Here is a 24,492-nt window from a genome sequence, read left to right as displayed (position 1 = left end):
AAATTCGATACGAAAGCGAGGCATTGCGAATGCCGAACGGGAAACCCAACATCCTGGTGATCTGGGGCGACGACATCGGGATCAGCAATCTGTCCTGCTACAGCATGGGGTTGATGGGGTACCGCACCCCCAATATCGACCGAATCGCCAGGGAGGGAATGCTTTTCACCGATTCCTACGGCGAGCAGAGTTGCACTGCAGGCCGGGCGTCGTTCATCACGGGCCAGAGCGTCTACCGCACCGGGCTGTCCAAGGTGGGCATGCCCGGCGTGGACGTCGGCATGTCACCGGACGATCCGACGATCGCCACGGCGCTCAAATCTGTCGGTTACGCGACCGGTCAGTTCGGCAAGAACCACCTCGGTGACCTGAACAAATACCTGCCCACCGCACACGGATTCGACGAGTTCTTCGGCAATCTCTACCACCTCAACGCCGAGGAGGAGCCGGAGAGCCCCGATTATCCGACGGAAGAGGAAGCCCCGAAGTTGCGCAGGGCAATGTTGCCGCGCGGCGTGGTGCACTCGTGGGCCACCGACGAGGAGTCCGATGAAGTCGACGAGCGTTTCGGTCCGGTCGGCAAGCAACGCATCGAAGACACCGGCCCGCTGACCAAGAAGCGGATGGAGACCATCGATGACGAGACGACGTCGGCCTGCATCGATTTCATCCGCCGCCAGAACGAAGCGGACACGCCGTTCTTCGTGTGGATGAACACCACGCACATGCATTTCCGAACCCACACCAAGCCCGAGAGCCTCGGACAGGCCGGCCGCTGGCAGTCCGGTTACCACGACACAATGGTCGACCATGACCGCAACGTGGGCCAATTGCTCGACGCGTTGGACGAACTGGGCATCGCCGAGGACACGATCGTCGTCTATTCCACCGACAACGGCCCCCACGCCAATACCTGGCCGGACGGCGCCACCACGCCGTTCCGCAGTGAGAAGAACACCAACTGGGAAGGCGCCTTCCGGGTCCCGGAATTGATCCGCTGGCCCGGCAAGATCGAAGCCGGCGCTGTGTCCAACGAGATCATCCAGCACCACGACTGGCTGCCGACCTTCCTGGCGGCCGCCGGCGAACCCGACATCGTGGACAAGCTCAAGAAGGGCCACACGTTGGGCGACACCACCTACAAGGTGCACATCGACGGGTTCAATCTGCTGCCGTATCTGACCGGTGAGGCAGACAAGAGCCCACGCCGCGGCCTGATCTACTTCTCCGACGATTGCGATGTCCTCGGTGTGCGGGTCGAGAACTGGAAGGTGGTGTTCATGGAACAGCGCTGCCAGGGCACGCTGCAGATCTGGTTCGAGCCGTTCACCCCGCTGCGGGCACCGAAACTCTTCAACCTGCGCACCGACCCTTACGAGCGGGCCGACATCACCTCGAACACCTACTGGGACTGGTACTTCGAGCACGACTACCTCGCCTTCATGGCCAACGCGCTCGTCACCGAATTCCTGGAAACCTTCAAGGAGTTCCCGCCGCGGCGAGAACCGGCCTCGTTCACGATCTCTCACGCGGTCGAGAAGCTTCACAACTTCCTCGAACGAATGGGCGGTTGACTTGGGAGCACTGGACTCCTGGAACGACGGGCCGACGAAGTCGGCTGTCGTCGCCTTCGTCGAGCGCGCGGTCCGCGACCTCGCACCTGAGGATCGGGTCGCGGTCTTCGACAACGACGGCACGCTGTGGGTGGAGAAACCGGCCTACATCCAGCTCGATTTCCTGGTGCGCCGATTGGCCGAACAGGCCGCCGCAGATGCCGAACTCGCGGCGCGTCAACCGTACCGGGCCGCGACGGCCGGCGACCTCGCCTGGTTCGGCGATGCCGTCACCAAGCACTACAACGGTGACGACTCTGGCCTGAAAGTCCTTGCTGCCGGGATACTTTCGGCCTATGCCGGGTTGCCGGTGGAAGATCACGCCGAGCGGGTCAAGGCATTCTTCGCGGCGACCGAGCACCCGACGCTGAACCGGCCGTACACGGCGTGCGGCTACGCGCCCATGGTCGAGCTGCTGCGTTATCTGGAAGACAACGGATTCACCAACTACATCGCCTCCGGCGGTGGTCGCGATTTCATGCGCCCGGTGACCATGCAGATGTACGGCATACCGCCGGAGCGGGTGATCGGCAGTTCGGTGGGGCTCGATTTTGTCGACGGCCACCTCAAGACCACCGCCACCCCGGAATTCATGGATGACGGGCCGGTCAAGCCGGTGCGTATCTGGGGACGCATCGGCCGACGGCCCATCTTCGCGGCGGGCAATTCAAACGGTGACATCGAAATGCTCGAGTACACCAGCGCAGGTCCGGGCCCGTCGCTGAGCCTGCTGGTACGCCACGACGACGCCGACCGCGAATTCGATTACACCGCAGGCGCCGAGAAGGCGCTGGCGCTCGCCGCCGACCGGGGCTGGACAGTGACGAGTATGCGCGACGATTGGACGACGGTCTTTGGGTGACGCGCCGAAATCATCGATCCTGCGTCCAGGGCGCAAAAGTGCGAGTAGCACACGCCCTCATTGCAGAGTCGATCTATGACAGACACCGGCCTGATCTGGATCCCGGCACAGACGACGATTCTCGGATCTGACTCGCATTACCCCGAGGAGGCGCCGGCCCGCGAAGTCGCCACGCGGGGGTTCTGGATTCAGCCCCACCAGGTCACCAACGCCGAGTACGCCGAATTCGTGGACGCCACCGGCTATCTCACGGTCGCGGAACGTCCGGTGAATCCTGACGACTTTCCCGGCGCTCCGCCGGGAAACCTGGTGCCCGGCTCGATGGTGTTCCGGCGCACTGCCGGGCCCGTCGACCTGCGGCACATCAACCTGTGGTGGGCCTGGACCCCGGGCGCCTGCTGGAATCACCCACGCGGGCCACGGTCGTCACTCAAAGGGCGCGACGACCATCCGGTCGTGCACATCGCTTTCGAGGATGCTCAGGCTTATGCGGACTGGGCCGGCCTGGAACTGCCGACCGAGGACGAGTGGGAGATCGCCGCCCGCGGTGGCCTCACCGGTGCGTCCTACACCTGGGGTGGCGAACCCGAGCGCCCCGGACAACGCCTCGCGAACTATTGGCACGGCGAGTTCCCGTATCTGCCCGAAACCGGCTATGGCACAACGAAACCGGTGGGCAGTTTCGAGCCCAATGGCTACGGCCTGTTCGACATGGCCGGCAATGTCTGGGAATGGACCGTCGATTGGTACGGCGCGGACCGCGCCACCACGCCCTGCTGTGCCGCGGATACGTATGACCCGAACCAGCCGCAGTTTCAGGTCGGTCGGCGGGTGATCAAGGGCGGGTCGTACCTGTGCGCCGACAGTTACTGCATGCGGTACCGGCCGGCGGCACGGCGACCGCAGGCGGTCGATACGGGTATGAGCCACATCGGTTTTCGATGCGTGCGCCGCAGCTGAGTACTGTCTAGAACGCCGGGGCGACGAAGCGGAGCAGCATCTCCTGCTCGGCGGCCTCGTCGGCACCCGGCCAGACCAACAGGGACAGCACCAGGCGCACGATCCAGGCCGCGGCCACCGGATCGTCTTCACCGAGTCCACTGAGCTCGGTGGCGAACGTGGCCGGCACCGACGATCGGGCCAAGTCGGCTGCCATGCCACCGCCGCTGCGCAGTGAGCTCAGCAGCAGGCCGAACATCGGGTCGGCCCGGATGAGTTGCAGCGCCACGGTGACGGCGGTGAGCACGCGCTGCGCCCCGGTCAGGCCGTCGACGCGACCACGTATCTCCCCAACGATCGTGGCGGCCAGCCGGGCCAGCACGGCATCGCGGATCTGAGCTTTGCCACCCGCATGCCGGTACACCGTCGCCCGTGAGCAATGCACGCGCGCGGCCAGGGCATCGATGTCGAGGGCGTCGAGACCGTCCCGTGCGACCATCTCGGCGGCCGCGGCATAGATGCGCTCGGCGGCCTCGGCTCGTCGATCTCCGCCGACCAGCCAGTCCGTTCGCCCTGGAGACACGGTGCCAATTTATCGCATGTTGAGACGAAATACGCTGATGGTCTCACCCGGTCCGCAGGTCACTGCGTGTCACTGAGACACCGGTTCGACCACCTGCCGCGTGCAGGTTATCAACCTGCACCCGGCCCGTTGACTCCCCGCAGACACCGGATCAACCTGGGCGAATGCTTCTGGCACACGAACTGTTCGAGCCGGCCTGCCTCCAGGATCCCTACCCGCTGTATGACCGGTTGCGTACCGACGCTCCGGTGGCGCGGGTTGGTGACTCACCGTTCTTCGTGGTGAGTTCGTACGACGCCGTCGCCGAGGCCACCGCGCGCACGCAGGAATTTTCGTCGAATCTGACCGCGACGATGTGGTCGCAGCCCGACGGCACCGTCGCCGCGTTCGGCATGGGCGAGCTGGGCGATCCGATCCACGTGCTGGCCACCGCCGACGAACCGATACATGCAGCCCACCGCAAGACGGTGTTGCCCCGGATGGCTGCCAAACGCCTGGTCGAGCTGGAGCGCTTCATCGCCGAGACAGCCGACGAGCTGCTGGCCGCGGCGGGCTCGGAGTTCGACTGGATGGAAGTGGTGGCCGACCGGCTGCCAATGCTGGTGGTCGCCCGCTTGCTCGGAGTACCCGCCGTAGATGTGGACCGGTTGGTGACGTGGGCGTATGCCACCACCCAGCTGCTCGACGGTCTCGTCGACACGGACCAACTGACCGCGTCGGGGATCGCCGCCATGGAAGTCGGTGGGTACCTGACCGAGCGGTTCGGTGAAGCGTTGGCAAACCCGGGTGACAACCTGCTGGGCGATCTGGCGGCCCACTGTGCGGCTGAGCGTTTGTCGCCCGAAACCGCGGTGATGATGCTTGTCCAGCTGGTCGGTGCGGGTGGGGAGTCGACGGCCTCGCTGATCGGCAGTGCGGTCTGGATCCTGAGCCGTCGACCTGAAGTCGCCGAGCGGCTGCGGAGCGACCCGGCGTTGATTCCGCCGTTTCTGGAGGAGGTGTTGCGGTTCGAATCCCCTTTTCGGGGCCATTACCGGCACGTGGTGAGCGATACCGAGCTGGTCGGCGTCGCGGTGCCCAAAGACTCACATCTGCTGCTGTTGTGGGGAGCAGCCAACCGCGATGCAGCCGTGTTCGAGGAGCCCCAGGAATTCCGGATGGATCGTCCGAACGTCAAGCGCCACATGGCTTTCGGCAAGGGCGCCCACTTCTGCCTGGGCGCCGCGCTGGCGCGGCTCGAAGCGCGCATCGTGGTGTCGTCGCTACTTGCAGGCGGCCGCACCGTGCGCCCGGCCGGGGTCGCCGAATGGCAGCCCAGCCTGCTGGTGCGGCGGTTATGTCAGCTTCCGCTGAGAGTGCGGTGAACTACCGCGAGATCAGGCGTCTTGCGTCGCGAGCGCGATGCTGTCGTCGTCGACGAACACCAGGCCGCCGTCGTCGAGGTTTACCGCCCAACGCCGCGCCGGTCCGACAATTCGTTCCCCAGCGACCTCGACCGCGGTGCCGGCCAAGTCGGCAAAATCTTCGACGACCTCACCGTGCAGCTCGTCATCAGTTCCGGGATAAACGACCACCGAGGAACCGACAGCAACCTCTCCGGCAATTTCACCGGAGTCGCTGTCGTTAACCCCTGCCACGACATCTTCGGACATCACACACCTCCCCAATTGCTGACGCGTGCAACCGAGTACATCACAAACGCCTGCGATTGGCTCACTTTCATCGATACCTACAGCCACACCTTGCATAGGTCTCGGGCAAATTTCCAAATTGAGCGACGACGACCATTCCGGCAAATGGATCACAGGCCAACCCGCGATGTGTTCCCAGTCACACATACCTTCGGACGGTGCCATTGGCGACTGCTTTTGAGGCAACGGCAGCAACATTCGCCTCGGCCTGCGCCGCCCCAGCACCACGGTCATGGACCGGTTGCTGAGCATCGACGGGCTAACAGCCCATTTAGAGCCCTCGAAATCGGGCCGGATCACGGTGACACACACCACACTGTCGTTCGCTAGGGTTGCAACACGTTCTATCGAGGAGGTCTATGTCCGACGCAGTTCTGGTCACCGGAGCTTTCGGTTTGGTGGGCTCTGCCGTGGTGAAGGCTCTGGCCGCCGGTGGGCGCAGCGTGGTCGCGACCGACCTCGACGTCCCGGCCAACCGCAAGGCGGCAGCCGCACTGCCGGCCTCGGTCCAGGTGCGCTGGGCCGATCTGACCGATTCCGGGACGGTCGATCAGCTGATGGCGGCAGTCGCCCCGGCCGCCGTCATCCACCTCGCCGCCATCATCCCGCCGTTCTGCTATCTGCGCCGGGGGCTGGCCCGCAAGGTCAACGTCGAGGCAACCGCCTCACTGGTGCGCGCCGCCGAGGCCCAACCTACCCCGCCGCGGTTCATCCAGGCCTCCAGCATCGCCGTCTACGGGGCCCGCAATCCGCACCACATCGACGACGTCCTGACCCCGGAGACGCCGGTCAACCCCTCCGACATCTACGGCGCGCACAAGGTCGAGGCCGAAGCACTGGTGCGGGCCAGCACGCTGGACTGGCTGATCCTGCGCCTCGGCGGGGTGATGAGCTCCGAGTTCAGCCTCGACATGGACGTCGACCTCATCTCGTTCGAGAGCGTGCTGCCCGCCGACGGCCGGCTGCAGACCGTCGACGTGCGCGATGTCGCGGCCGCGTTCGTCGCGGCCACCACCGTCGGAACCGACATCGCCAACCACGAGGTGCTCCTGATCGGCGGCGATTCCGAGACGCACCGCCACACGCAATCCGCGGTCGGTTCGCAAGCGGCGGCCGCCATGGGCATCAAGGGTGGACTGCCGCCCGGCCGGCCCGGCAACCCCGACGACGACGCGGCCTGGTTCGCCACCGACTGGATGGACAGCAGCCGGGCGCAGGAAGTGCTCGGCTTTCAGCATCACAGCTGGCCGCAGCTGCTGGCCGACACCAAGGCGAAAGCCGGCTGGAAGCGGTTCCCGATCGGCCTGGCCGCCCCGCTGATCCGCGCGTTCCTGCGGTCCAAGTCCGCCTACAAGAACTATCCCGGGCACTACGCCGATGTGTGGAATGCCATCGACAAGAAGTGGGGCGATCACCGACCGGATGGGACGCCCGACGAGCGCTCGCCCGAGGGCCAAGCGTGAGCACGCAACGCGTCGCCGTCGTCATCGGCGGGGCCTCGGGAATCGGGTGGGCCAGTGCGCAGGCACTGGCGGCCGACGGCTGCCGCATCGTGGTGGCCGACCGTGATGCCGAGGGCGCCGCGGCCCGGGCCGCCCAGCTGGGTGCCGGTCATGACAGTCACTATGTCGACGTCACCGACGAGGCCTCGGTGGAGGCGCTTTTCGCCTCGATCGACGCCGTCGACGTCGTGCTCAACTGCGCCGGGTTCAGCAATGTCGGCCTGATCACCGACATGCCGGTCGAGGATTTCCGTGCCGTCATCGACGTCTGCCTCAACGGCGGATTCGTCGTCGCCAAGCACGCCGGGCGGCATCTGCCCGAAGGCGGTGTGCTGGTGTCGATCTCGTCGCTGAACGGGCGTCAGCCGGCCGCCGGCATGAGCGCCTACTGCGCGGCCAAGGCCGGGTTGTCCATGCTTACCCAGGTGGCCGCGCTCGAGCTCGGGCCGCGCGGCATCCGGGTCAACGCGATCGCGCCGGGGTTCGTGAAAACCCCACTGACCGACCCCGCGGCCATGATCCCCGGCGTGGTCGAGGAGTACGTCGAGAACACCGCCCTGGGCCGCACCGGGGTGCCCGAGGACATCGCCGCCGCGGTGGTATTCATCTGCTCACCGCAGGCGTCGTGGCTGACCGGTGAGGTCCTCGACCTCAACGGCGGCGCGCACCTCAAGCGCTACCCGGACGTGCTCGGCCATGTGATGAAGCTGGCGCAGGGATGAACCTCGCCGGCAAGCAGGCGATCGTGACCGGCGCGGGATCCGGCATCGGGGCGGCCCTGTGCCGGGCGCTGACGGCCGCCGGGGCCGAGGTGTTGTGCACCGACATCGACGCCGACGCCGCCGCGGCCACCGCCGCGGGACTCGGCGCACGCTCGGCCCGGCTCGACGTCACCGACGCGGCCGCCGTCCAGGATGCGGTCGACAGCGTCGTCGAGCGGGCCGGACGGCTCGACCTGATGTTCAACAACGCCGGCATCGTCTGGGGCGGGGACACCGAACTGCTGACCCTGGACCAGTGGAACGCCATCATCGACGTCAATGTGCGCGGCGTCGTCCACGGTGTTGCCGCGGCGTATCCGCAGATGATCCGGCAGGGCCACGGGCACATCATCAACACCGCCTCGATGGCCGGCCTGGCGGCCGCGGGCCAGCTCACCAGTTATGTGATGACCAAGCACGCCGTCGTCGGCCTGTCCTTGGCCCTGCGCTCGGAAGCGGCGGCTCACGGTGTCGGCGTGCTGGCGGTGTGCCCGGCCGCCGTCGAGACCCCGATCCTGGACAAGGGTGCGGTCGGCGGGTTCGTCGGGCGCGACTACTTCCTTCAAGGCCAAGGCGTCAAGACCGCCTATGACGCCGACCGACTGGCCGCCGATACGCTGCGCGCCATCGCCCGCAACAAGGCCATCCTCGTCAAACCCCGCCGCGCCCATGCCTCCTGGGTGTTCGCCCGACTGGCCCCGAGCCTGATGCAGCGCCTGTCGATGAAGTTCGTCGCCTCGCAACGAGCCGGCCAAGCAGCCCGCAGCGCCCCCAGCGTCACGCTGGAGTGACGTTCAATGCCCACTGTCACGCCGGCCTGACGATAAGGTCAGGCCAACGGCGGGAAGGGGCCTGATGGAAAACCAGTTCACCGTCACCCAGAAGCGGGCCCTGGCAGTCGTCACGGTGCTGGCGGTGTTACTGGGCGCCTATTTTCTGCGCAGCTTCTTCGTCCTGATCGTGATGGCCGCCGTCGGCGCGTACCTGTTCACCCCGCTCTACCAACGATTTCGACGACGCCTGGGTACCGGTTTTTCGGCCACGCTGACGGTGCTGGTCGCGATCCTGATGGTGATCATCCCTGTCGCCCTGGTGGTGTTCATGGCGATCGTGCAGATCACCCAGATCGTCAACACGGTCAGCACGTGGATCGCCGAGACGGACGTCAGCACCCTGGGCGACCGGGGCCTGGAACTGGTCAACTCACTGCTGGCGCGGGTGCCGTTCCTGGACATCCACCTCACCGCGGATTCGTTGCGCGACACCGTGGTCAAGCTTTCCCAACATCTCGGCGAATGGCTGCTCGGCATCCTGCAGGGCGCGGTCGGCGGCCTGGTCGGCGCGATCACCGCGTCAATCATCTTCCTGTACGTGTTCATCTCGATGCTGGTCAAGAACGACGAGATGGCCACCCTGATCCGGCGGCTCAATCCCCTCGGCGAAGAGATCACCGACCTGTACCTGGCCAAGACCGGCGCCATGGTGAAGGGAACGGTCAAGGGGCAGTTCGTGATCGCGTTGTGTCAGGGCGTGGCCGGCGCGATCTCGATCTACATCGCCGGTTTCCACAACGGCTTTTTCGTGTTCGCGATCCTGCTCACCGCCCTGTCGGTGATCCCGCTCGGCGGCGGCATCGTCACGATCCCGTTCGGAATCGGGATGATGTTCTTCGGCAACGTCATCGGCGGCATCTTCGTGGTGGTGTTCCACCTCGTGGTGGTCACCAACATCGACAACCTGCTGCGTCCCTGGCTGGTGCCCAAGGCGGCCCGGCTGGATCCCGCGCTGATGCTGCTGGCGGTGTTCTCCGGGATCGCGATGTTCGGCTTCTTCGGCCTGGTGATCGGGCCGGTGCTGATGATCATCATCGTCACCACGGTCAGCGTGTACCTGGCGGTCTTCAAGGGCGTCGAGCTCGAGACCACCGAACCCGAACAAGCCGGCCCGAGTCCGTGGCGACGGCTCGTGAACTGGGTGCAGAAACGACTGGGCCGCGAGAGCGACCCGGAGAACGACGCTAAGCGCTCAGCCGCGAGGTGAGAAAAGCCACCACCCGCTTGCGCGCCTCATAGGCCGGATGCCCGTCGACCTCGCGCACCTGATCGGTCAGCACCGAGTGCGCTGAGGCCGGGAAGCCGTGGGCATTGCCCTTTTTCGAGTCGATCTCGATGACCTCGAAGGCATCGCCGAGACGGGCCTTGAGCGTGGCGAACCGCTCCCCCGGCGCCATCCGATCCTCGCTGAACCGCAACGCCAGCGCGCACAAGCCGTCGTTGGCCGCGCGTTGTTCGATGATCTTGAGTTCGGCCTCGGACATACCCGGATCGCGTTTCTGCTTGGCCGTCAGCGCCACCGGGACCGAAGGTTGGCTGAGCACCGGGGCCAGCACACTGTCGTCCACTGCGGCCGCCAGCGCGAAACCACCGGTGAAGCACTGCCCGATGACGCCGACGCCCTTACCCGGGGTGGTGGCGTTCAGGTCGCGGGCCAACGCCCGCAGATAATGCGCGACGGGACGATCGGCGTTGGTCGCGAATGCTGAGAACTCGCGCGTCACACAGGCTTTCACCAGGACCCCGACGGCTCCGGGCCGCACAGCAGGCGCGCCGGGCGTACCGAACAACGACGGCGCCGCCACGGTGAACCCGTTGTCCACCAGGTGGTTACCCAGCGCCAGGACGCCGGGATGCAGGCCGGGGATCTCGGGGATCAGCACCACCCCGGGACCGGCACCCTTGCGGTACACGTCATGGGTCTGGCCAGCGGCGGTGAACGGGGTGGCGGTCCAGCCGGTGAGATCGGCAACTGGTGAGGTCAACGCTCACTCCTTATCGGCGAAGGTGAAGAAGATCGTCACACCCGGGAGAAATCTCGCCAACATCTTCACCTTCGCGCCCCCTGTTTTGCGCCCCTATTTGCGGATCGGCAGTGGCGATTGCTTCTGCGTCGCGCTCGCCAGCGTACGGAACTCGTCGGTACCACCCGCCCCGGTGATGGCCACCTGTGCCGGGCCGCTCAGCCGCGTCGTCCACACCGGCTCGGGGTCGCTGCTCTCGTAGACCACCCACGTCACCCCGTCGACGTCCTGGGTGCCCGAGGGGTAGGAGTCCGATTTGATCGACGCCACCAGCGCGACCTCGTCGGCATTGCTCTGGGTCAGGCTCAGGTACTTGCCGCTTGGCGCCAGATAGCCGACGCGCGAGGACACCGCCCGCTCATGCCGGCCGTCCGGCAGCGTCCTACCACCGTCAATACCGCGGCGGCTGCCGGAGTTGGGCTGCCAGCCCTCGGGCAGCTGCGGCAGCCGGATCGGAATCTTCAGCGCATCGGCGTCGGCCTGCAGCGCCGCCGGGGCGTCGAACTCCGGGGCCGGCCCGGCCCCCGGACCACCTGCCTGCAGCGAGCACATGCCCAACATCCCGGCCAGCACGATGCAGGCCACCACCAGCGGCGCCATCGACCAGAACATGTCCCGGCCGTCCTGCAACAACCGCGACTTCTCCGGCTTGGGGACCGGGGTGGGCTGGGAGGTCGGCTCGCTGGACATGCTCGTCAGTATCCCAGCTCCCAAACCCTGACCACGTTCTGGGACAATCTGGGCCATGAGTCCCACGCGGGGGGAAGCCCCGGATCGCAACCTTGCCCTCGAGCTCGTCCGGGTGACCGAGGCCGGCGCCATGGCCGCAGGCCGCTGGGTCGGCCGCGGTGACAAGGAGGGCGGTGACGGGGCCGCCGTCGACGCCATGCGGGAACTGGTCAACTCGGTGACGATGCGCGGCGTCGTGGTGATCGGCGAGGGCGAGAAAGACGAAGCCCCGATGCTGTTCAACGGCGAAGAGGTCGGTAACGGCGACGGGCCGGACTGCGACTTCGCCGTCGACCCCATCGACGGGACAACCCTGATGAGCAAGGGCATGCCCAACGCCATCTCGGTGCTCGCGGTCGCCGAGCGCGGCGCGATGTTCGACCCGTCGGCGGTCTTCTACATGAACAAGATCGCCGTCGGACCGGAAGCGGCCGACGCGATCGACATCACCGCCCCGATCGGCGAGAACATCCGGCGGGTGGCCAAGGTCCGCGGTGCCTCGGTGAGCGATCTGACGGTGTGCATCCTGGACCGGCCGCGGCACGCGCAGCTGATCGACGACGTACGCGCCGCCGGCGCCCGCATCCGGCTGATCACCGACGGCGACGTGGCCGGCGCCATCTCGGCCTGCCGGCCGAACTCGGGCACCGACATCCTGGCCGGTATCGGTGGCACACCCGAGGGCATCATCGCCGCGGCGGCGATCCGCTGCATGGGCGGGGCGATCCAAGCCCAGCTGGCCCCGACCGACGATGCCGAACGCCAGAAGGCCATCGACGCCGGCTACGACCTGGACCAGGTGCTGGCCACAGAAGACCTGGTGTCGGGCGAGAACGTCTTCTTCTGCGCCACCGGTGTCACCGACGGTGACCTGCTCAAGGGCGTGCAGTACTACCCCGGCGGCTGCACCACGCAGTCGATCGTCATGCGCTCCAAGTCCGGCACGGTCCGGATGATCGAGGCCTACCACCGGCTGGCCAAGCTCAACGAGTACTCCGCCATCGACTTCACCGGCGACAAGACCGCCGCCTACCCGCTCCCGTAAATCGCTAGAAAGGCCAACATGAGCACCGATACCGACGGAGCTGTCGAGTACCGCATCGAGCACGACACCATGGGCGAGGTCCGGGTGCCGGTCAACGCCCTGTGGCGGGCCCAGACCCAGCGGGCCGTGGAGAACTTCCCGATCTCGTTCCGCGGCCTGGAGCGCACCCAGATCCGCGCGCTCGGTCTGCTGAAGGCCGCCTGCGCGCAGGTCAACAAGGACCTGGGCCTGCTGGCTGCCGACAAGGCCGACGCCATCATCGCCGCGGCCGGTGAGATCGCCGACGGCCTGCACGACGACCAGTTCCCGATCGATGTCTTCCAGACCGGCTCGGGCACCAGCTCGAACATGAACGCCAACGAGGTCATCGCCTCGATCGCCGCCCGCAACGGCGTCACGGTGCACCCCAACGACGACGTGAACATGTCGCAGAGCTCCAACGACACGTTCCCGACCGCCACCCACATCGCGGCCACCGAAGCCGCTGTGCGCCATCTGATCCCGGCGCTCGAGGTGCTGCACGAGTCGCTGGCCGCCAAGGCGAAGCAGTGGAAGACCGTGGTGAAGTCCGGCCGCACCCACCTGATGGACGCGGTGCCGGTGACGCTGGGCCAGGAGTTCGGCGGCTACGCCCGCCAGATCGAGGCCGGCATCGAACGGGTTCGCGCGACCCTGCCGCGGCTGGGTGAGCTCGCCATCGGCGGCACCGCCGTGGGCACCGGCCTCAACGCCCCCGACGGCTTCGGCCCGAAGGTGGTCGAGGTGCTGGTCAACCAGACCGGCCTGGCTGAATTGCGCACCGCTGCCGACTCTTTCGAGGCGCAGGCGGCCCGCGACGGGCTGGTCGAGGCCTCGGGCGCGCTGAAGACCATCGCAGCCTCGCTGACCAAGATCGCCAACGACGTGCGCTGGATGGGCTCTGGCCCGCTGACCGGCCTGGGCGAGATCCAGCTGCCTGACCTGCAGCCGGGCAGCTCGATCATGCCGGGCAAGGTCAATCCCGTTCTGCCCGAGGCGGTGACCCAGGTGGCCGCGCAGGTTATCGGCAACGACGCTGCCGTCACGGTCGGCGGCCTGTCCGGTGCCTTTGAGCTCAATGTGTACATCCCGATGATGGCCCGCAACGTGCTGGAGTCGTTCACCCTGCTGGCCAACGTGTCTCGGTTGTTCGCCGAGAAGTGCATCGACGGTCTGGTGGCCAACGAGGAGCACCTGCGCACCCTGGCCGAGTCCTCCCCGTCGATCGTGACGCCGCTGAACTCGGCGATCGGCTACGAGGAGGCCGCGAAGGTCGCCAAGCAGGCGTTGAAGGAGAAGAAGACCATCCGCCAGACGGTGATCGACCGCGGGCTGATCGGCGACAAGCTGTCCGAGGCCGAACTGGACAAGCGCCTCGACGTGCTGGCCATGGCCAAGGTGAAGTCCGGGGAATAACCTCCGCGAACAGACACAAACCCGTACCTTTTCGGCCGAAAAGGTACGGGTTTGTGTCTTCTCGGCAAAGGACTTTCTGCCCTACCCGACGGGAGCGCGACGGCGCACGCTGAACGGGTGAGCTTTCCGGACGCGACGACGCTGCAGAGCGCCCTGTCGATGGCAGTGCGTGCTCCGTCGGTGCACAACTCGCAGCCGTGGCGCTGGCGGGTCGATGACACCGGCACCCTGAACCTGTATGCCGACCGGAGCCGGCACCTGCCGGCCACCGACCCCGACAGTCGCGATCTGATGCTCAGTTGCGGTGCCACCCTGCATCATTGCGTCGTCGCCCTGGCCTCGCTGGGCTGGCGCGCCGCCGTACAGCGGTTCCCCGACCCGCACGATCCGCACCATCTCGCCCGGATCACCGTGACACCCGGCCCGCCCAGTGAGACAGACCTCAAGCTGGCCGCTGCGATCGATTGCCGCCGCACCGACCGGCGGCACTACGGCAGCACCGAGGTCTGCCCCGCCGACATCGCGCTGATCGGGATGCGGGTGGCCCGCATGGGCGTCACGATGCGCCGGGTGGAATCGATCGAACAACTCAACGGCCTTGTCGAACAAGCGATTTCCAAACACATCAGCGACGATGCCTACCTCACCGAGCTGACCCGGTGGAGTGGTCGTTACCGCTCACTGGCCGGCGTTCCCGCACACAGCACGCCGGCCCCGGACCACGCCACGACCGTGCCGGGCCGGGTCTTCGCCGGACCCGCACTGGCGCAGCCACCCCACCGGTCCGGCGCGACAGAGAACGCCGCGGTCCTGGCGCTGGGCACGCATGCCGACGACGCCCAGGCGCGCCTGCGGGCCGGGGAGGCGACCAGCCTCGTCCTGCTCACCGCGACCACACTGGGCTTGGCGACCTGCCCGATCACCGAGCCGTTGGAGGTGGCGCATACCCGGTCGGCACTACGAGAGGAGTTCTTCGATGACCGGGAGTACCCGCAGATGTTGATCCGGATCGGTTGGCCGGCCGAGCAGGCCGCGCCGCTGCCTGCCACCCCGCGCCGCCCCGCTCTCTGACTCAAAACTATTCGGGAAGTGGTGCAACCCAACGTAATACCGTGCCCCCACCGGGCCGGTCGGTGACGGTGAACTCGCCACCGGCATCTGATGCGCGGGCTCGCAGATTGCCCAGCCCGCTCTCGGTGACCTCGGCGGCGATCCCGCACCCGTTGTCGGAGACCTCGATGGACAGATCGTCGGCCACCTCGACCCGCACGGTGAGTTCGGTTGCCCCAGAATGTCGCACCGCATTGCTCACTGCCTCACGGACCACTGCCTCGGCGTGATCGGCCAGGGCGGCGTCGACGACCGACAGCGGCCCGATGAACCGGGCCTCGGTGTGCAGACCGGCATCGGCGAACTGGCCGATCACCGCGTCGAGCCGCTGTCGCAACCGCGTCGTCCCCGCCTGGGCGTTGTGCAGGTCGAAGATCGCGGTCCGGATGTCCTGGATCACCGCCTGCAGATCGTCGACGGTGGCGGTGAGCCGCTGCTGCACGTCGGCCGAACGCGCCCGCGGGATAGTGCCCTGCAGCGACAGACCCACGGCGAACAGCCGCTGGATCACGTGATCGTGCAGATCGCGCGCGATCCGATCCCGGTCGGCCAGGATGTCGAGCTCCCGCACCCGACGCTGCGAGCTGGCCAGCTGCCAGGCCACCGCGGCCTGGTCAGCGAAAGCCGCCGCCATGTCGAGTTGCTCGGCGGTGAAGACGCGGGCGCCCTCGCCGCGCACCGCCACCAGCACTCCGGCCACGGTGTCGGTGGCCCGCAGCGGCAGCACCAGAGCCGGCCCGGCCAACCCGTCGAGCTCGAGCCGGTCGAGCCGGCGCGGTGTGCCGTCGCGGAAGGCGGCGATCACCGCGTCCTCCACCCCGCCGACCAGGATCGAATCGATCGTCGTCGGTCTGCCCGCCGCGGCGGCCACCACCAAGGTGTCGACCTCACCGACGGGGATCTCCCCGGCCTCGTCCAGGGGCGGAACGGCGACCACGATGCGGTCGGCACCGGTCAGCTTGAGCGCCTCGTCGGCCACCATCCGGAACACGGTGGCCGGATCGGTGCCGCCGAGCAGTTCGGTGCCGATATCGCGGGTGGCGGCGATCCAGGCCTGCCGGTCGCGGGACAGCTCGTAGAGCCTGGCGTTTTCCACCGCGACACCGGCCGCCGCGGCCAGGGCCTCGACGAGCACCTCGTCGTCTTCGCTGAACGGCTGTCCGTTGGTCTTGTCGGTGAGGTAGAGGTTGCCGAACACCTCGTCGCGGATCCGCACGGGCACGCCGAGGAAGGTGCGCATCGGCGGGTGGTTGGGCGGGAATCCGACCGAATCCGGATGCTGATGGATGTCGTCGAGCCGGATCGGTTTCGGGTCGTCGAGCAACACGCCGAGCACACCGCGCCCCTCCGGCAGGTGCCCGATCAGGGCCCGCGTCTCGTCGTCGATGCCCTGGTAGACGAACTCTGTCAGCTCGTGGCCTTCGCCGCGCACACCGAGCGCGCCGTAGCGGGCGTCGACGAGCTGGATCGCGGTCTGCACGATGGTGCTCAACGTCACCTCCAGATCCAGACCTGAGGTGACCGCCAGCATCGCCTCCACGAGGCCATCGATCCGGTCGCGTCCGGTGATGATCTCCTCGACGCGGTCCTGGACCTCGGTGAGCAACTCACGTAACCGCAACTGCGAGAGAGTCTCTCGCAACGGCGAGATCCGCGGCTCGTCGCCGCGGTGCTCGGAGTGACCGGTCACGCTTCCCATGCTGGCATCTCTACTGTCGGTGCCGGTCCAGTGTGGAGGCGAACACCGCGGCCTGGGTGCGTCGTTCCATACCGAGCTTGGCCAGCAACCGGGACACGTAGTTCTTGACGGTCTTCTCGGCGAGGAACATCCGCGCCGCGATCTGCCGGTTGGTCAGCCCCTCCCCCAGCAGGTCGAGCAAGACCCGCTCCTGTTGGGTCAGCCCGGCCAGCGGGTCGGAACGCTCGGCATCCCCGCGCAGTTTGGCCATCAGCGCGGTCGCGGCGCGATTGTCCAGCAGGGACTTGCCGGCCCCGACGTCCTTGATCGCCTGAGCCAGCTCCATGCCTTTGATGTCCTTGACGACGTAGCCGCTGGCGCCGGCGAGAATGGCATCGAGCATGGCCTCGTCGGAGGTGAACGACGTCAGCATCAGACAACGCAGATCGGGCATGCGCGACAACAGATCCCGGCACAGCTCGATACCGTTACCGTCGGGCAGCCGGACGTCGAGCACCGCGACGTCGGGCGCCACAGCCGGCACCCGGGCCATGGCCTGGGCCACCGAGTCGGCCTCGCCGATCACGTCGAGCTCCGGATCGGCGCTCAGCAGGTCGATCAGCCCGCGACGCACCACCTCGTGGTCGTCGACGAGGAAGACTCTGATCATCCCCCGAGTCTCACAATCACTGGCGCCGATCGCAAGCGAGCACCGCGCAACCGGCCCGGTCCAACACCTCCTGCAGCTCGGCAGAAACCGGATGGTCAGCGGCCAGGACGAGCATCTGAACCGACTCCGGTTGTGCCGCCAGGTATTCGGTGGCGCTGTGGTAACCGTCGATGGTCTGCACATCGAGGTCGGGCGAACGACGCAGCGCCCGGGTCAAGCGTCGATCCAGCTGGGCGGCCGACAACCGGTCGCGTTCGACGACGGCTGTGGCGTCGTACATCTCCCGGTGCCGGGCGGCCCAGGTGGTCAGGACCCGCAGCGGCGCGCCGCGTCGCAAGGCCTCCTCGATGGCGGCGTGCAGCGCATCGTTGCCGGCGGTGCGGCCGTCGACTTCGACCAGGACGGCCGCGGTGGTGGCCGGGGCTGCAGCGGCGGGGGCGATCAGGGTATCGGTCACGGTCATCTCCTATTCGAAGGTCAGGAAGGTCTCGACGGCACGCCGCGGTGTGGGCGGAGGTGAGTCGGTGAGCGCCGGGGCGATACCGATCCGGATCAGCAGCTGCGGGCAGGCATCGCGGTCGATCAGGGTGCCGATGATGTCGCGGCTGGCGTGCAGCTCGGTGACGTGGCTGACGGGGCAGGTGGCCAGGCCCGACAGCGTGCATTCGAGCAGCAGCGCCGACAGTGCCTCACCGGCGTCCAGCGCGTCGCCCCGGCTGTAGCCGTCAGTGGACAGCACCACCAGTGTGGCCGCGTCGTCATGGACGCTCGGCCGACGATCGCTGTGCGCGGTGACCGGGAATCCGCGGGACACCGCGACCCGCTCACTCTCGGCCGCCGACACCAACGAACTCTGCGGGATACCGTCTTCGGTGGCGAACGGGGTTGTCCACCAGGCGAGTTCGGCGTGGTAGGCAGAGTCGTAGAGTCGCAGCGACTCCGTCAGGGCCGCGGCCTCAGCCACCTGAGCACGCATGTCCTCGGCCAGCACGTCAAGGTGCACCGGCCCGTCGCCCAGTCGCACCCGCAGCAGCCGTTCGAGGGCATCGACGTCCGGGTAAGCGGCCATCGGCAATCGGTCGGTGTGCCGGGCCAGGATCACATCCGCCCGTCGGCGGTGCGCCTCGGTGACGAATTCCATGGGCGAGAACTGCAACGTCGCCAGATGGTCGAGGTCGTTCGGATTGGGGAACCGCTCGACGGTGGTGGACCAGCCGCCCGCGGCCATCGCCACCCGCAGATGGTCCAGGAACACACCGCAGCTGATGATCGCCTCGCGCGCCGACCGGTCGGTGGCGGTGACCACGCGGTTCGGGTCGAGGTGCAGCTGCACGCCGCCACTGCCGGCGATCAACCGCCACGGTTGGGTGTTGTGCAGCGACGGGGCACGCGATGCCAGCTGCACAGCATTGGTCAGAACTGCTGAGTCGAACATCGTGTCGGGCATGCTTCAAGCCTCGTCGCGCCCGAGCCCGCCGGTTAGGGTCTTTGGTCCTCAAACCGACGCGATGTGCGTCTCATGCCCCGTTGTTCGGGCCTCCTGAGTTGGCCCCGGGGATGTCGGTGATCGGGAAGTTCGGCATCGGCGCCGGCGACGGCGTCGCGGGCAGCGACGGTATCTCTTCGACCGGGATGTCGTGGAGCGCCTCGGCCGGCGGCACGGGCGGTCCGTTCTCCCGGCTGCCGTAGCTGGAACCCGGCTCGAGTTCACCGAGCATGTGGCTGACGGTCACCAGGTGGTAGCCGTTGGCCTTGAGCACCGGGATGAACTGGTACACCAGATCGACGGTGGACGAATAGGTGTCGTGGAACAGGACCACGTTGTTGGGCCTGATCTGGGTCATCAGCATGTAGCGAGTCGCTGCGGTGTTGGCGTCGTTGGCCCAGTCGAATGGGATGACGTCCCAGTTGATGTCGGCCAATCCCTGTTTGCTGGCCTCGGCCAGCACCTGATCGTTGACCAGACCGCCCGCCGTGCGGACCAACTCCGGCCGTTGCCCGGTCGCGGCTTCGATGGCATCACTGGCCCTACTGAACTGGGCCGGAATCTCTTGCGGCGGAATGGTGGTCATGTTGGGGTGTTCCCAGGTGTGGCTGCCCACCTCCATGCCCGCCTCGGCGATGCGCCGTGCCCCGTCGGGGTTTGCCGCCACCTTGTTGCCGATCAGGAAGAAGGTGGCCTTCGCGTCGTTGTCCTTGAGGATCTGCAGCAGCCGGTCGGTATAGGGGCTGGGCCCGTCGTCGAAGGTCAACGCGATGCACTTCTCTTTCGCGCAGTCCACATCGTCGGGCCCGTCACGGTAGATGTGCCCGGTGAGCACCCCCACCACCACGACCACAACGGCGGCCGCCACGCCGACGACGGTCCACCGCCATGCCTGACTGTTGGGGAACCTCGCCACCCCGGCAGCCTACCGGCTGGCGATTTGGGTGCGTTCGGTAACGCCTGGCGTTACCGAACGCACCCAAATCACTCCGGACTCAGGGGCTCAGGGCAGGGCGCCCGGGCTGAACTCCTCCAGCATCTCGGTGACCAGGGCGGCGATCGGTGAGCGTTCGCTGCGCTGCAGGGTGATGTGGGCGAACAGCGGATGCCCCTTGAGCTTCTCGATGACCGCCGCGACGCCATCGTGGCGGCCCACCCGCAGGTTGTCGCGCTGGGCCACATCGTGGGTGAGCACCACCCGCGAGCCCGCCCCCAGCCGTGACAGCACGGTCAGCAGCACGTTGCGCTCCAGCGACTGCGCCTCGTCCACGATCACGAACGAGTCGTGTAGCGAGCGGCCCCGAATATGGGTCAGCGGAAGCACTTCCAGCATTCCGCGGCTCAGCACCTCTTCGAGCACCGCCGGGCTGGCCAGCCCTTCGAGGGTGTCGAAGACGGCCTGGGCCCAGGGCCCCATCTTCTCGCTCTCGCTGCCGGGCAGGTAGCCGAGATCCTGGCCGCCGACGGCGTACAGCGGCCGGAACACCACCACTTTGCGCTGAATTCGGCGTTCCAGCACCGCTTCCAGGCCGGCGCACAAGGCCAGCGCGGATTTGCCGGTGCCGGCCTTGCCGCCGAGTGACACGATGCCGACGGATTCGTCGAGCAGCAGATCGAGAGCGACGCGTTGTTCGGCTGACCTTCCCCGGAGGCCGAACACTTCGCGATCACCACGCACCAGCTGCACCCGCTTTTCGGCGTTGACCCGGCCGAGCGCCGACGAGCTGCCACCGAGCAAGCGAATTCCGGTGTGGCAGGGCAGATCCCGAGCATCGGCCAGATCGATCTCGCCGTCGGCGAACAGGGTGTCGATCTCCTCGGCGGCCACGTCGAGTTCGGCCATGCCGGTCCACCCGGACACCACCACATCCTGCGCGTGGTACTCGTCGGCAGCCAGGCCCACCGCGCCGGCTTTGACGCGCAGCGGGATGTCCTTGCTCACCAGCGTGACATGCTTGCCCTCGGCAGCGAGATTGGCTGCGCAGGCGAGAATCCGGGTGTCGTTGGTCTCGGTGCGAAAGCCCGTGGGCAACACCGACGGGTCGATGTGGTTCAACTCGACCTGAAGCGTGCCGCCTTCTGCGCCAACGGGAATCGGCTGATCCAGCCGCCCGTGTTCGAGCCGCAGATCATCGAACATCCGCAGCGCCTGCCGGGCGAACCAGCCCAGCTCATGGTGATGCCGTTTGGCCTCCAATTCGCTGATCACGACCAGCGGGACCACCACTTCATGCTCGGCGAACCGGGTGCATGCCCAGGGATCGGACAGCAACACGGAGGTGTCGAGCACATAGGTACGGACAGGCTGTTCAGTCACGTGGCGCTCCTAGAACCCGCGCGGCCCCACACGAGTTGCTCGGTGGACACTGCGGCACCAGGACCGGAGCCGGTCCTCTCGAGATTCAACCGATCGGTACCGTCCGGACAGCAGAGCATGTCGCTAGCCATCGGATTCGACGCTACTCCCGCCGTGGCGGGGTTGCTGGCTGGCGCGCCGGGCGAAAAAACGCCGCCGCGTTACGTGTTGATGAACTCCTGGAGCTGGGGTTCGTCGGCCAGTCCCCAGGCCGTGATCCGGTCGGAGATGACCTGCGCCAACGCGGCCTTGTCGAAGATGCCCGCCTCGGCCACGACCGCCACCTTGTCCTGGTAGGCGTCGATGTCCGCGCCGATCACGTCGAGTTCGCGCGCCCGGGCGGCGATGGCCGCGATGGTCTCGTCCCGGTGCGTACCGAGCAGGTGCGAGACCAGGTTGGCGAAGAACAGCTCGTGACGCTCCTCGTCCACCACGATGCGGTCGATCAGCGACCCCAGCACCGGCTCGGTGATCTGTCCCCGCAGGTTGCGGGTGAAGACTGCGTGGGCACGCTCGAAGTACGCCATGAACACCAGCGTCTCGATCTGGCTGTAGCTGTCGGCGCGGTAGCCCTTCATCACGTGCTCGACGCGGACGTCCTCGTTGGCCGTCGGATCGATCTCGCGGGTGACGACGAGGTAGTTGCGCAGCGCCACGGCGTGCAGGTGCTCCTCGGCGGTCCAACGACCCAGGAAGCGCCCCCACTTGTCCTCGAGGATGAAGTGCTCGACGAGTTCGCGGTGGTAGCCCGACAGGTTGTCCTTGGTGATCAACAGGATCTCCAAGGCGTCGGTGACGTTCTTGGGCAACGTCACCTGCGACGGATTCCAGTCATTGCCACCGAGGAAGGCGAAGTTCTCGCCCTGGTCGAAGGGCACGTAATCGTGCGCGTACCAGAGAACCTCGGTGTCGAGGTGACGACGCAGCTCGGCCTCGACCACCGGCTCGAGTTCAAGGGTCAGCGCATTAGCGACAGGTTTCTGTGCCATGAGGTAACTGTAACCCGGGTTTACATGTTTCTAAAAGTTGGGGCGCCGTGTGTCGCGACACCCGGCTCAGAGCGTGAGCCCGGGGTACAGCGGGTTGGCGTCGAGCAGCTCCGCCGAGGCCGCGCGCACGCGCTCGGCGGTGCCGTCGGCCAGCTTGTACTTGGCTTTGGACGTCCCCTCGGGCTGGGTGTTGGACAGCACGTCGACGATCAGCTCGGCGACCCGGTCGAAGTCGTCGGCACCGAACCCACGGCTGGTCAGCGCCGGGGTGCCCAGCCGGATGCCGCTGGTGTACCAGGCGCCGTTGGGGTCGGCCGGGATCGCGTTGCGGTTGGTCACGACGCCGGCGTCGAGCAGGGCCGACTCGGCCTGGCGGCCGGTCAGGCCGAACGAGCGCACGTCGAGCAGCACGATGTGGTTGTCGGTGCCGCCGGTGACCAGGCCCGCGTCGCGCTTGACGAAGCCGTCGGCCAGGGCCTGGGCGTTGTCGGCGACCTGCTGGGCGTAGGTCTGGAACGCGGGCTGGCGCGCCTCGGCCAGCGCGACGGCCTTGGCCGCCATCACATGGCTCAGCGGCCCACCGAGCACCATCGGGCAGCCCTTGTCCACGGCCGGGGCGAATTCCTCGGTGGCCAGCACCATGCCGCCGCGCGGGCCGCGCAGCGACTTGTGCGTGGTCGTGGTGGTGACGTGGGCGTGCGGCACCGGGTCTTCGTCACCGGTGAACACCTTGCCGGCCACCAGACCGGCGAAGTGGGCCATGTCGACCATCAGGGTCGCGCCAACCTCGTCGGCGATCTCGCGCATCTTGGCGAAGTTCACCCGGCGCGGGTAGGCGGAGTAGCCGGCGACCAGGATCAGCGGCTTGAACTCACGGGCCGCGGCGGCGACGGCGTCGTAGTCCAGGAAACCCGTCTCGGGATTGGTGCCGTAGCTGCGCTGGTGGAACATCTTGCCGGAGATGTTGGGCCGGAAGCCGTGGGTCAGGTGACCGCCGGCGTCCAGGGACATGCCGAGCAGGCGCTGGTTGCCGAGCTTGTTGCGCAGGGTCTCCCAGTCCGCCTCGGACAGGTCGTTGACGTGCTTGGCGCCGAAGTTCGCCAGCTCGGGCGCCTCCACCTTGGTGGCCAGGATGGCCCAGAAGGCAACGAGATTGGCGTCGATCCCCGAGTGCGGCTGGACGTAGGCGTAGGGGGCGCCGAAGAGTTCGCGGGCGTGCTCGGCGGCCAGCGCCTCGACGGTGTCGACGTTCTGGCAGCCCGCGTAGAAGCGGTGCCCGACGGTGCCCTCGGCGTACTTGTCGGAGAACCACGTGCCCATGGTGAGCAGCACGGCCGGGGAGGCGTAATTCTCGCTGGCGATCAGTTTGAGCGAATCACGTTGATCGGCAAGCTCTTTGCGGGTGGCTGCGGCGACCCGTGGCTCCACGGATTCGATGACCTGCAAGGCGGCCTGGTACGCGGCACTGGAAGTGTCGGCGTAATCAGCGCCGGAAGCCGCGGGCAAGGTGGATGACGAGTCTGCTGCCATGACTTTTAGCCTAGTCGGGCCTTCGGTGGGGCCGACGACGGGCACCCTCGCAAAAACCCAGGCGGGGCTCCATTTGCCCCGCCCGGGTTGCAGGTTCTCGGATCAGTTGCGGTGGTTCCAGGCGCCGCCGGCCTTGCCGTGAATGGCAGCGCCGCCGCCCTTGCCGTTGGCCAAACCGCCACCGGGATATCCCTTGCTCCAGTCATGGCCGGCCCACGCACCGCCGGGCCACGGGCTGACAAGGGGCGGAATCTCGACACCGGTGCCGCCAGAGGTGGCGGCGTCGGCAATGCCCGAGATCACCGACGTCACCGGATCGCTACCGACCTTGGTGAACGGCGCTTTCTTGCCCCCGGGATTGACCGGCGCCACCGGATCGCTACCGACCTTCGTGACGGGCGCGGCATTGGCCACGGCCGCCGAGCCCAGGATTGCGGTGAGGCCGAGCGCCCCCGTCACCACGGCCGCACCGGCCATGCGCGTGAGCTTGTCGAGTCTTTCTCGCGTGGTTGACATGATCTTTCCTTTGCCAGGCCCGGCTCGACCGCCAGACCCTACGGCAAAATGTTACCGACGAGTAACCGAAAATATCAATCACTTGGGATCGAGGTCACAGAGCAATTTCTGGGCAAAATTGAGCACAGACCACTCAATCCA

Annotated in this window: 24 protein-coding genes; 11 read left to right on the top strand and 13 right to left on the bottom strand. The window is 67.1% G+C overall.

The window, feature by feature from the left end; all coding sequences use genetic code 11:
• The first annotated feature begins 29 nt into the window (after positions 1-29).
• From A5733_RS21345 to A5733_RS21335, 3 genes are all read left to right on the top strand, one after another.
• The gene (locus tag A5733_RS21345) at positions 30-1,574 is read left to right on the top strand and encodes an arylsulfatase (protein ID WP_076241571.1); all 1,545 of its coding nucleotides are present in this window, start codon (positions 30-32) and stop codon (positions 1,572-1,574) included.
• A gap of 1 nt (position 1,575) precedes the next feature.
• Positions 1,576-2,475, top strand: a complete 900-nt coding sequence (locus A5733_RS21340; protein WP_142254132.1) for an HAD family phosphatase — start codon at positions 1,576-1,578, stop codon at positions 2,473-2,475.
• Between the two features lie 75 nt (positions 2,476-2,550).
• Positions 2,551-3,435, top strand: coding sequence for a formylglycine-generating enzyme family protein (locus A5733_RS21335; RefSeq protein WP_076241570.1), 885 nt, complete (start codon positions 2,551-2,553; stop codon positions 3,433-3,435).
• Between the two features lie 7 nt (positions 3,436-3,442).
• Here A5733_RS21335 and A5733_RS21330 read toward each other — a convergent pair whose 3' ends face one another.
• Entirely contained in the window at positions 3,443-3,997 is a 555-nt protein-coding gene (locus A5733_RS21330; protein WP_076241569.1) for a TetR/AcrR family transcriptional regulator, read from the bottom strand.
• A gap of 164 nt (positions 3,998-4,161) precedes the next feature.
• On the opposite strand from A5733_RS21330, the gene A5733_RS21325 reads away from it, so the two are divergent.
• Positions 4,162-5,361: a cytochrome P450 gene (locus A5733_RS21325; RefSeq protein WP_076241568.1), complete on the top strand. Its 1,200-nt coding sequence runs from the start codon at positions 4,162-4,164 to the stop codon at positions 5,359-5,361.
• Positions 5,362-5,373: 12 nt separating this feature from the next.
• Here the strand turns inward: A5733_RS21325 and A5733_RS28005 are convergent, their stop codons facing one another.
• The gene (locus A5733_RS28005) at positions 5,374-5,922 is read right to left on the bottom strand and encodes a hypothetical protein (protein ID WP_233152754.1); all 549 of its coding nucleotides are present in this window, start codon (positions 5,920-5,922) and stop codon (positions 5,374-5,376) included.
• Positions 5,923-6,047: 125 nt separating this feature from the next.
• Here A5733_RS28005 and A5733_RS21315 point away from each other — a divergent pair, with 125 nt between their 5' ends.
• The 4 genes from A5733_RS21315 to A5733_RS21300 all read left to right on the top strand — a co-directional run bounded on the left by A5733_RS21315 (position 6,048) and on the right by A5733_RS21300 (position 9,991).
• Positions 6,048-7,151 carry an NAD(P)-dependent oxidoreductase gene (locus tag A5733_RS21315; protein ID WP_076241567.1) on the top strand — a complete coding sequence of 368 codons (1,104 nt, stop codon included), beginning with the start codon at positions 6,048-6,050 and terminating at the stop codon, positions 7,149-7,151.
• A complete protein-coding gene (locus A5733_RS21310; protein WP_067764507.1) occupies positions 7,148-7,912 on the top strand; it encodes an SDR family NAD(P)-dependent oxidoreductase in 765 nt (254 codons plus the stop codon). Before A5733_RS21315 ends, A5733_RS21310 begins: the two co-directional genes overlap by 4 nt.
• Entirely contained in the window at positions 7,909-8,742 is an 834-nt protein-coding gene (locus A5733_RS21305; protein WP_076241566.1) for an SDR family oxidoreductase, read from the top strand. Before A5733_RS21310 ends, A5733_RS21305 begins: the two co-directional genes overlap by 4 nt.
• Positions 8,743-8,806: 64 nt before the next feature.
• The gene (locus tag A5733_RS21300) at positions 8,807-9,991 is read left to right on the top strand and encodes an AI-2E family transporter (RefSeq protein ID WP_076241565.1); all 1,185 of its coding nucleotides are present in this window, start codon (positions 8,807-8,809) and stop codon (positions 9,989-9,991) included.
• Here the strand turns inward: A5733_RS21300 and A5733_RS21295 are convergent.
• Both A5733_RS21295 and A5733_RS21290 read right to left on the bottom strand, forming a co-directional pair.
• Positions 9,969-10,769 (bottom strand): dienelactone hydrolase family protein, encoded by an 801-nt coding sequence (locus A5733_RS21295; RefSeq protein WP_067764513.1) that lies wholly within the window; start codon positions 10,767-10,769, stop codon positions 9,969-9,971. The two genes, A5733_RS21300 and A5733_RS21295, sit on opposite strands and share 23 nt — an antisense overlap.
• A 93-nt stretch (positions 10,770-10,862) precedes the next feature.
• Entirely contained in the window at positions 10,863-11,498 is a 636-nt protein-coding gene (locus A5733_RS21290) for a DUF4245 domain-containing protein (protein WP_076241564.1), read from the bottom strand.
• A 55-nt stretch (positions 11,499-11,553) separates the two neighbouring features.
• Between A5733_RS21290 and glpX the strand changes: the two genes are divergently transcribed.
• The 3 genes from glpX (at position 11,554) to A5733_RS21275 (ending at position 15,087) form a co-directional block, all read left to right on the top strand.
• On the top strand, positions 11,554-12,582 hold the full coding sequence (glpX, locus tag A5733_RS21285; protein WP_067764519.1) for a class II fructose-bisphosphatase: 1,029 nt from the start codon (positions 11,554-11,556) through the stop codon (positions 12,580-12,582).
• Positions 12,583-12,600: 18 nt separating this feature from the next.
• Positions 12,601-14,016, top strand: a complete 1,416-nt coding sequence (locus A5733_RS21280) for a class II fumarate hydratase (protein WP_067764522.1) — start codon at positions 12,601-12,603, stop codon at positions 14,014-14,016.
• 159 nt (positions 14,017-14,175) lie between these two features.
• Entirely contained in the window at positions 14,176-15,087 is a 912-nt protein-coding gene (locus A5733_RS21275) for an NAD(P)H nitroreductase (protein WP_076241578.1), read from the top strand.
• Positions 15,088-15,094: 7 nt separating this feature from the next.
• On the opposite strand, the gene A5733_RS21270 is transcribed toward A5733_RS21275, so the two are convergent.
• From A5733_RS21270 to A5733_RS21230, 9 genes are all read right to left on the bottom strand, one after another.
• Entirely contained in the window at positions 15,095-16,825 is a 1,731-nt protein-coding gene (locus tag A5733_RS21270; protein ID WP_076241563.1) for a GAF domain-containing sensor histidine kinase, read from the bottom strand.
• 10 nt (positions 16,826-16,835) lie between these two features.
• A complete protein-coding gene (devR, locus tag A5733_RS21265; RefSeq protein ID WP_067771780.1) occupies positions 16,836-17,474 on the bottom strand; it encodes a two-component system response regulator DevR in 639 nt (212 codons plus the stop codon).
• Positions 17,475-17,490: 16 nt separating this feature from the next.
• A complete protein-coding gene (locus tag A5733_RS21260) occupies positions 17,491-17,931 on the bottom strand; it encodes a universal stress protein (RefSeq protein ID WP_158070630.1) in 441 nt (146 codons plus the stop codon).
• Positions 17,932-17,940: 9 nt separating this feature from the next.
• Positions 17,941-18,921: an NAD(P)H nitroreductase gene (locus A5733_RS21255; protein ID WP_076241561.1), complete on the bottom strand. Its 981-nt coding sequence runs from the start codon at positions 18,919-18,921 to the stop codon at positions 17,941-17,943.
• Between the two features lie 70 nt (positions 18,922-18,991).
• The gene (locus A5733_RS21250) at positions 18,992-19,876 is read right to left on the bottom strand and encodes a polysaccharide deacetylase family protein (RefSeq protein WP_076241560.1); all 885 of its coding nucleotides are present in this window, start codon (positions 19,874-19,876) and stop codon (positions 18,992-18,994) included.
• 87 nt (positions 19,877-19,963) lie between these two features.
• Entirely contained in the window at positions 19,964-21,277 is a 1,314-nt protein-coding gene (locus tag A5733_RS21245) for a PhoH family protein (protein ID WP_067771768.1), read from the bottom strand.
• Between the two features lie 200 nt (positions 21,278-21,477).
• Entirely contained in the window at positions 21,478-22,305 is an 828-nt protein-coding gene (locus tag A5733_RS21240; RefSeq protein ID WP_067771765.1) for an acyl-ACP desaturase, read from the bottom strand.
• Positions 22,306-22,371: 66 nt separating this feature from the next.
• Positions 22,372-23,835 carry a glycine hydroxymethyltransferase gene (locus tag A5733_RS21235; RefSeq protein ID WP_076241559.1) on the bottom strand — a complete coding sequence of 488 codons (1,464 nt, stop codon included), beginning with the start codon at positions 23,833-23,835 and terminating at the stop codon, positions 22,372-22,374.
• A gap of 102 nt (positions 23,836-23,937) precedes the next feature.
• A complete protein-coding gene (locus A5733_RS21230; RefSeq protein ID WP_142254131.1) occupies positions 23,938-24,351 on the bottom strand; it encodes a hypothetical protein in 414 nt (137 codons plus the stop codon).
• Between the last annotated feature and the right edge of the window lie 141 nt (positions 24,352-24,492).

The sequence above is a fragment of the Mycobacterium sp. NS-7484 genome (genome assembly GCF_001953975.1).
In the GTDB taxonomy this organism is placed as follows: Bacteria; Actinomycetota; Actinomycetes; order Mycobacteriales; family Mycobacteriaceae; genus Mycobacterium.
Note: the sequence above shows the minus strand (reverse complement) of the source record. Positions and strands in the feature narration are given on the sequence as shown.

What these genes read in the sequence shown, in the direction of transcription:
- A5733_RS21335 (WP_076241570.1), top strand. Translation starts at nt 2,551, where the DNA reads ATGACAGACACCGGCCTGATCTGGATCCCGGCACAGACGACGATTCTC.
- A5733_RS28005 (WP_233152754.1), bottom strand. Translation starts at nt 5,922, where the DNA reads ATGACCGTGGTGCTGGGGCGGCGCAGGCCGAGGCGAATGTTGCTGCCG.
- A5733_RS21255 (WP_076241561.1), bottom strand. Translation starts at nt 18,921, where the DNA reads ATGCCCGACACGATGTTCGACTCAGCAGTTCTGACCAATGCTGTGCAG.
- A5733_RS21300 (WP_076241565.1), top strand. Translation starts at nt 8,807, where the DNA reads ATGGAAAACCAGTTCACCGTCACCCAGAAGCGGGCCCTGGCAGTCGTC.
- devR (WP_067771780.1), bottom strand. Translation starts at nt 17,474, where the DNA reads ATGATCAGAGTCTTCCTCGTCGACGACCACGAGGTGGTGCGTCGCGGG.
- A5733_RS21280 (WP_067764522.1), top strand. Translation starts at nt 12,601, where the DNA reads ATGAGCACCGATACCGACGGAGCTGTCGAGTACCGCATCGAGCACGAC.
- A5733_RS21275 (WP_076241578.1), top strand. Translation starts at nt 14,176, where the DNA reads ATGGCAGTGCGTGCTCCGTCGGTGCACAACTCGCAGCCGTGGCGCTGG.
- A5733_RS21270 (WP_076241563.1), bottom strand. Translation starts at nt 16,825, where the DNA reads ATGGGAAGCGTGACCGGTCACTCCGAGCACCGCGGCGACGAGCCGCGG.
- A5733_RS21305 (WP_076241566.1), top strand. Translation starts at nt 7,909, where the DNA reads ATGAACCTCGCCGGCAAGCAGGCGATCGTGACCGGCGCGGGATCCGGC.
- A5733_RS21240 (WP_067771765.1), bottom strand. Translation starts at nt 22,305, where the DNA reads ATGGCACAGAAACCTGTCGCTAATGCGCTGACCCTTGAACTCGAGCCG.
- glpX (WP_067764519.1), top strand. Translation starts at nt 11,554, where the DNA reads ATGAGTCCCACGCGGGGGGAAGCCCCGGATCGCAACCTTGCCCTCGAG.
- A5733_RS21325 (WP_076241568.1), top strand. Translation starts at nt 4,162, where the DNA reads ATGCTTCTGGCACACGAACTGTTCGAGCCGGCCTGCCTCCAGGATCCC.
- A5733_RS21315 (WP_076241567.1), top strand. Translation starts at nt 6,048, where the DNA reads ATGTCCGACGCAGTTCTGGTCACCGGAGCTTTCGGTTTGGTGGGCTCT.
- A5733_RS21230 (WP_142254131.1), bottom strand. Translation starts at nt 24,351, where the DNA reads ATGTCAACCACGCGAGAAAGACTCGACAAGCTCACGCGCATGGCCGGT.
- A5733_RS21345 (WP_076241571.1), top strand. Translation starts at nt 30, where the DNA reads ATGCCGAACGGGAAACCCAACATCCTGGTGATCTGGGGCGACGACATC.
- A5733_RS21290 (WP_076241564.1), bottom strand. Translation starts at nt 11,498, where the DNA reads ATGTCCAGCGAGCCGACCTCCCAGCCCACCCCGGTCCCCAAGCCGGAG.
- A5733_RS21235 (WP_076241559.1), bottom strand. Translation starts at nt 23,835, where the DNA reads ATGGCAGCAGACTCGTCATCCACCTTGCCCGCGGCTTCCGGCGCTGAT.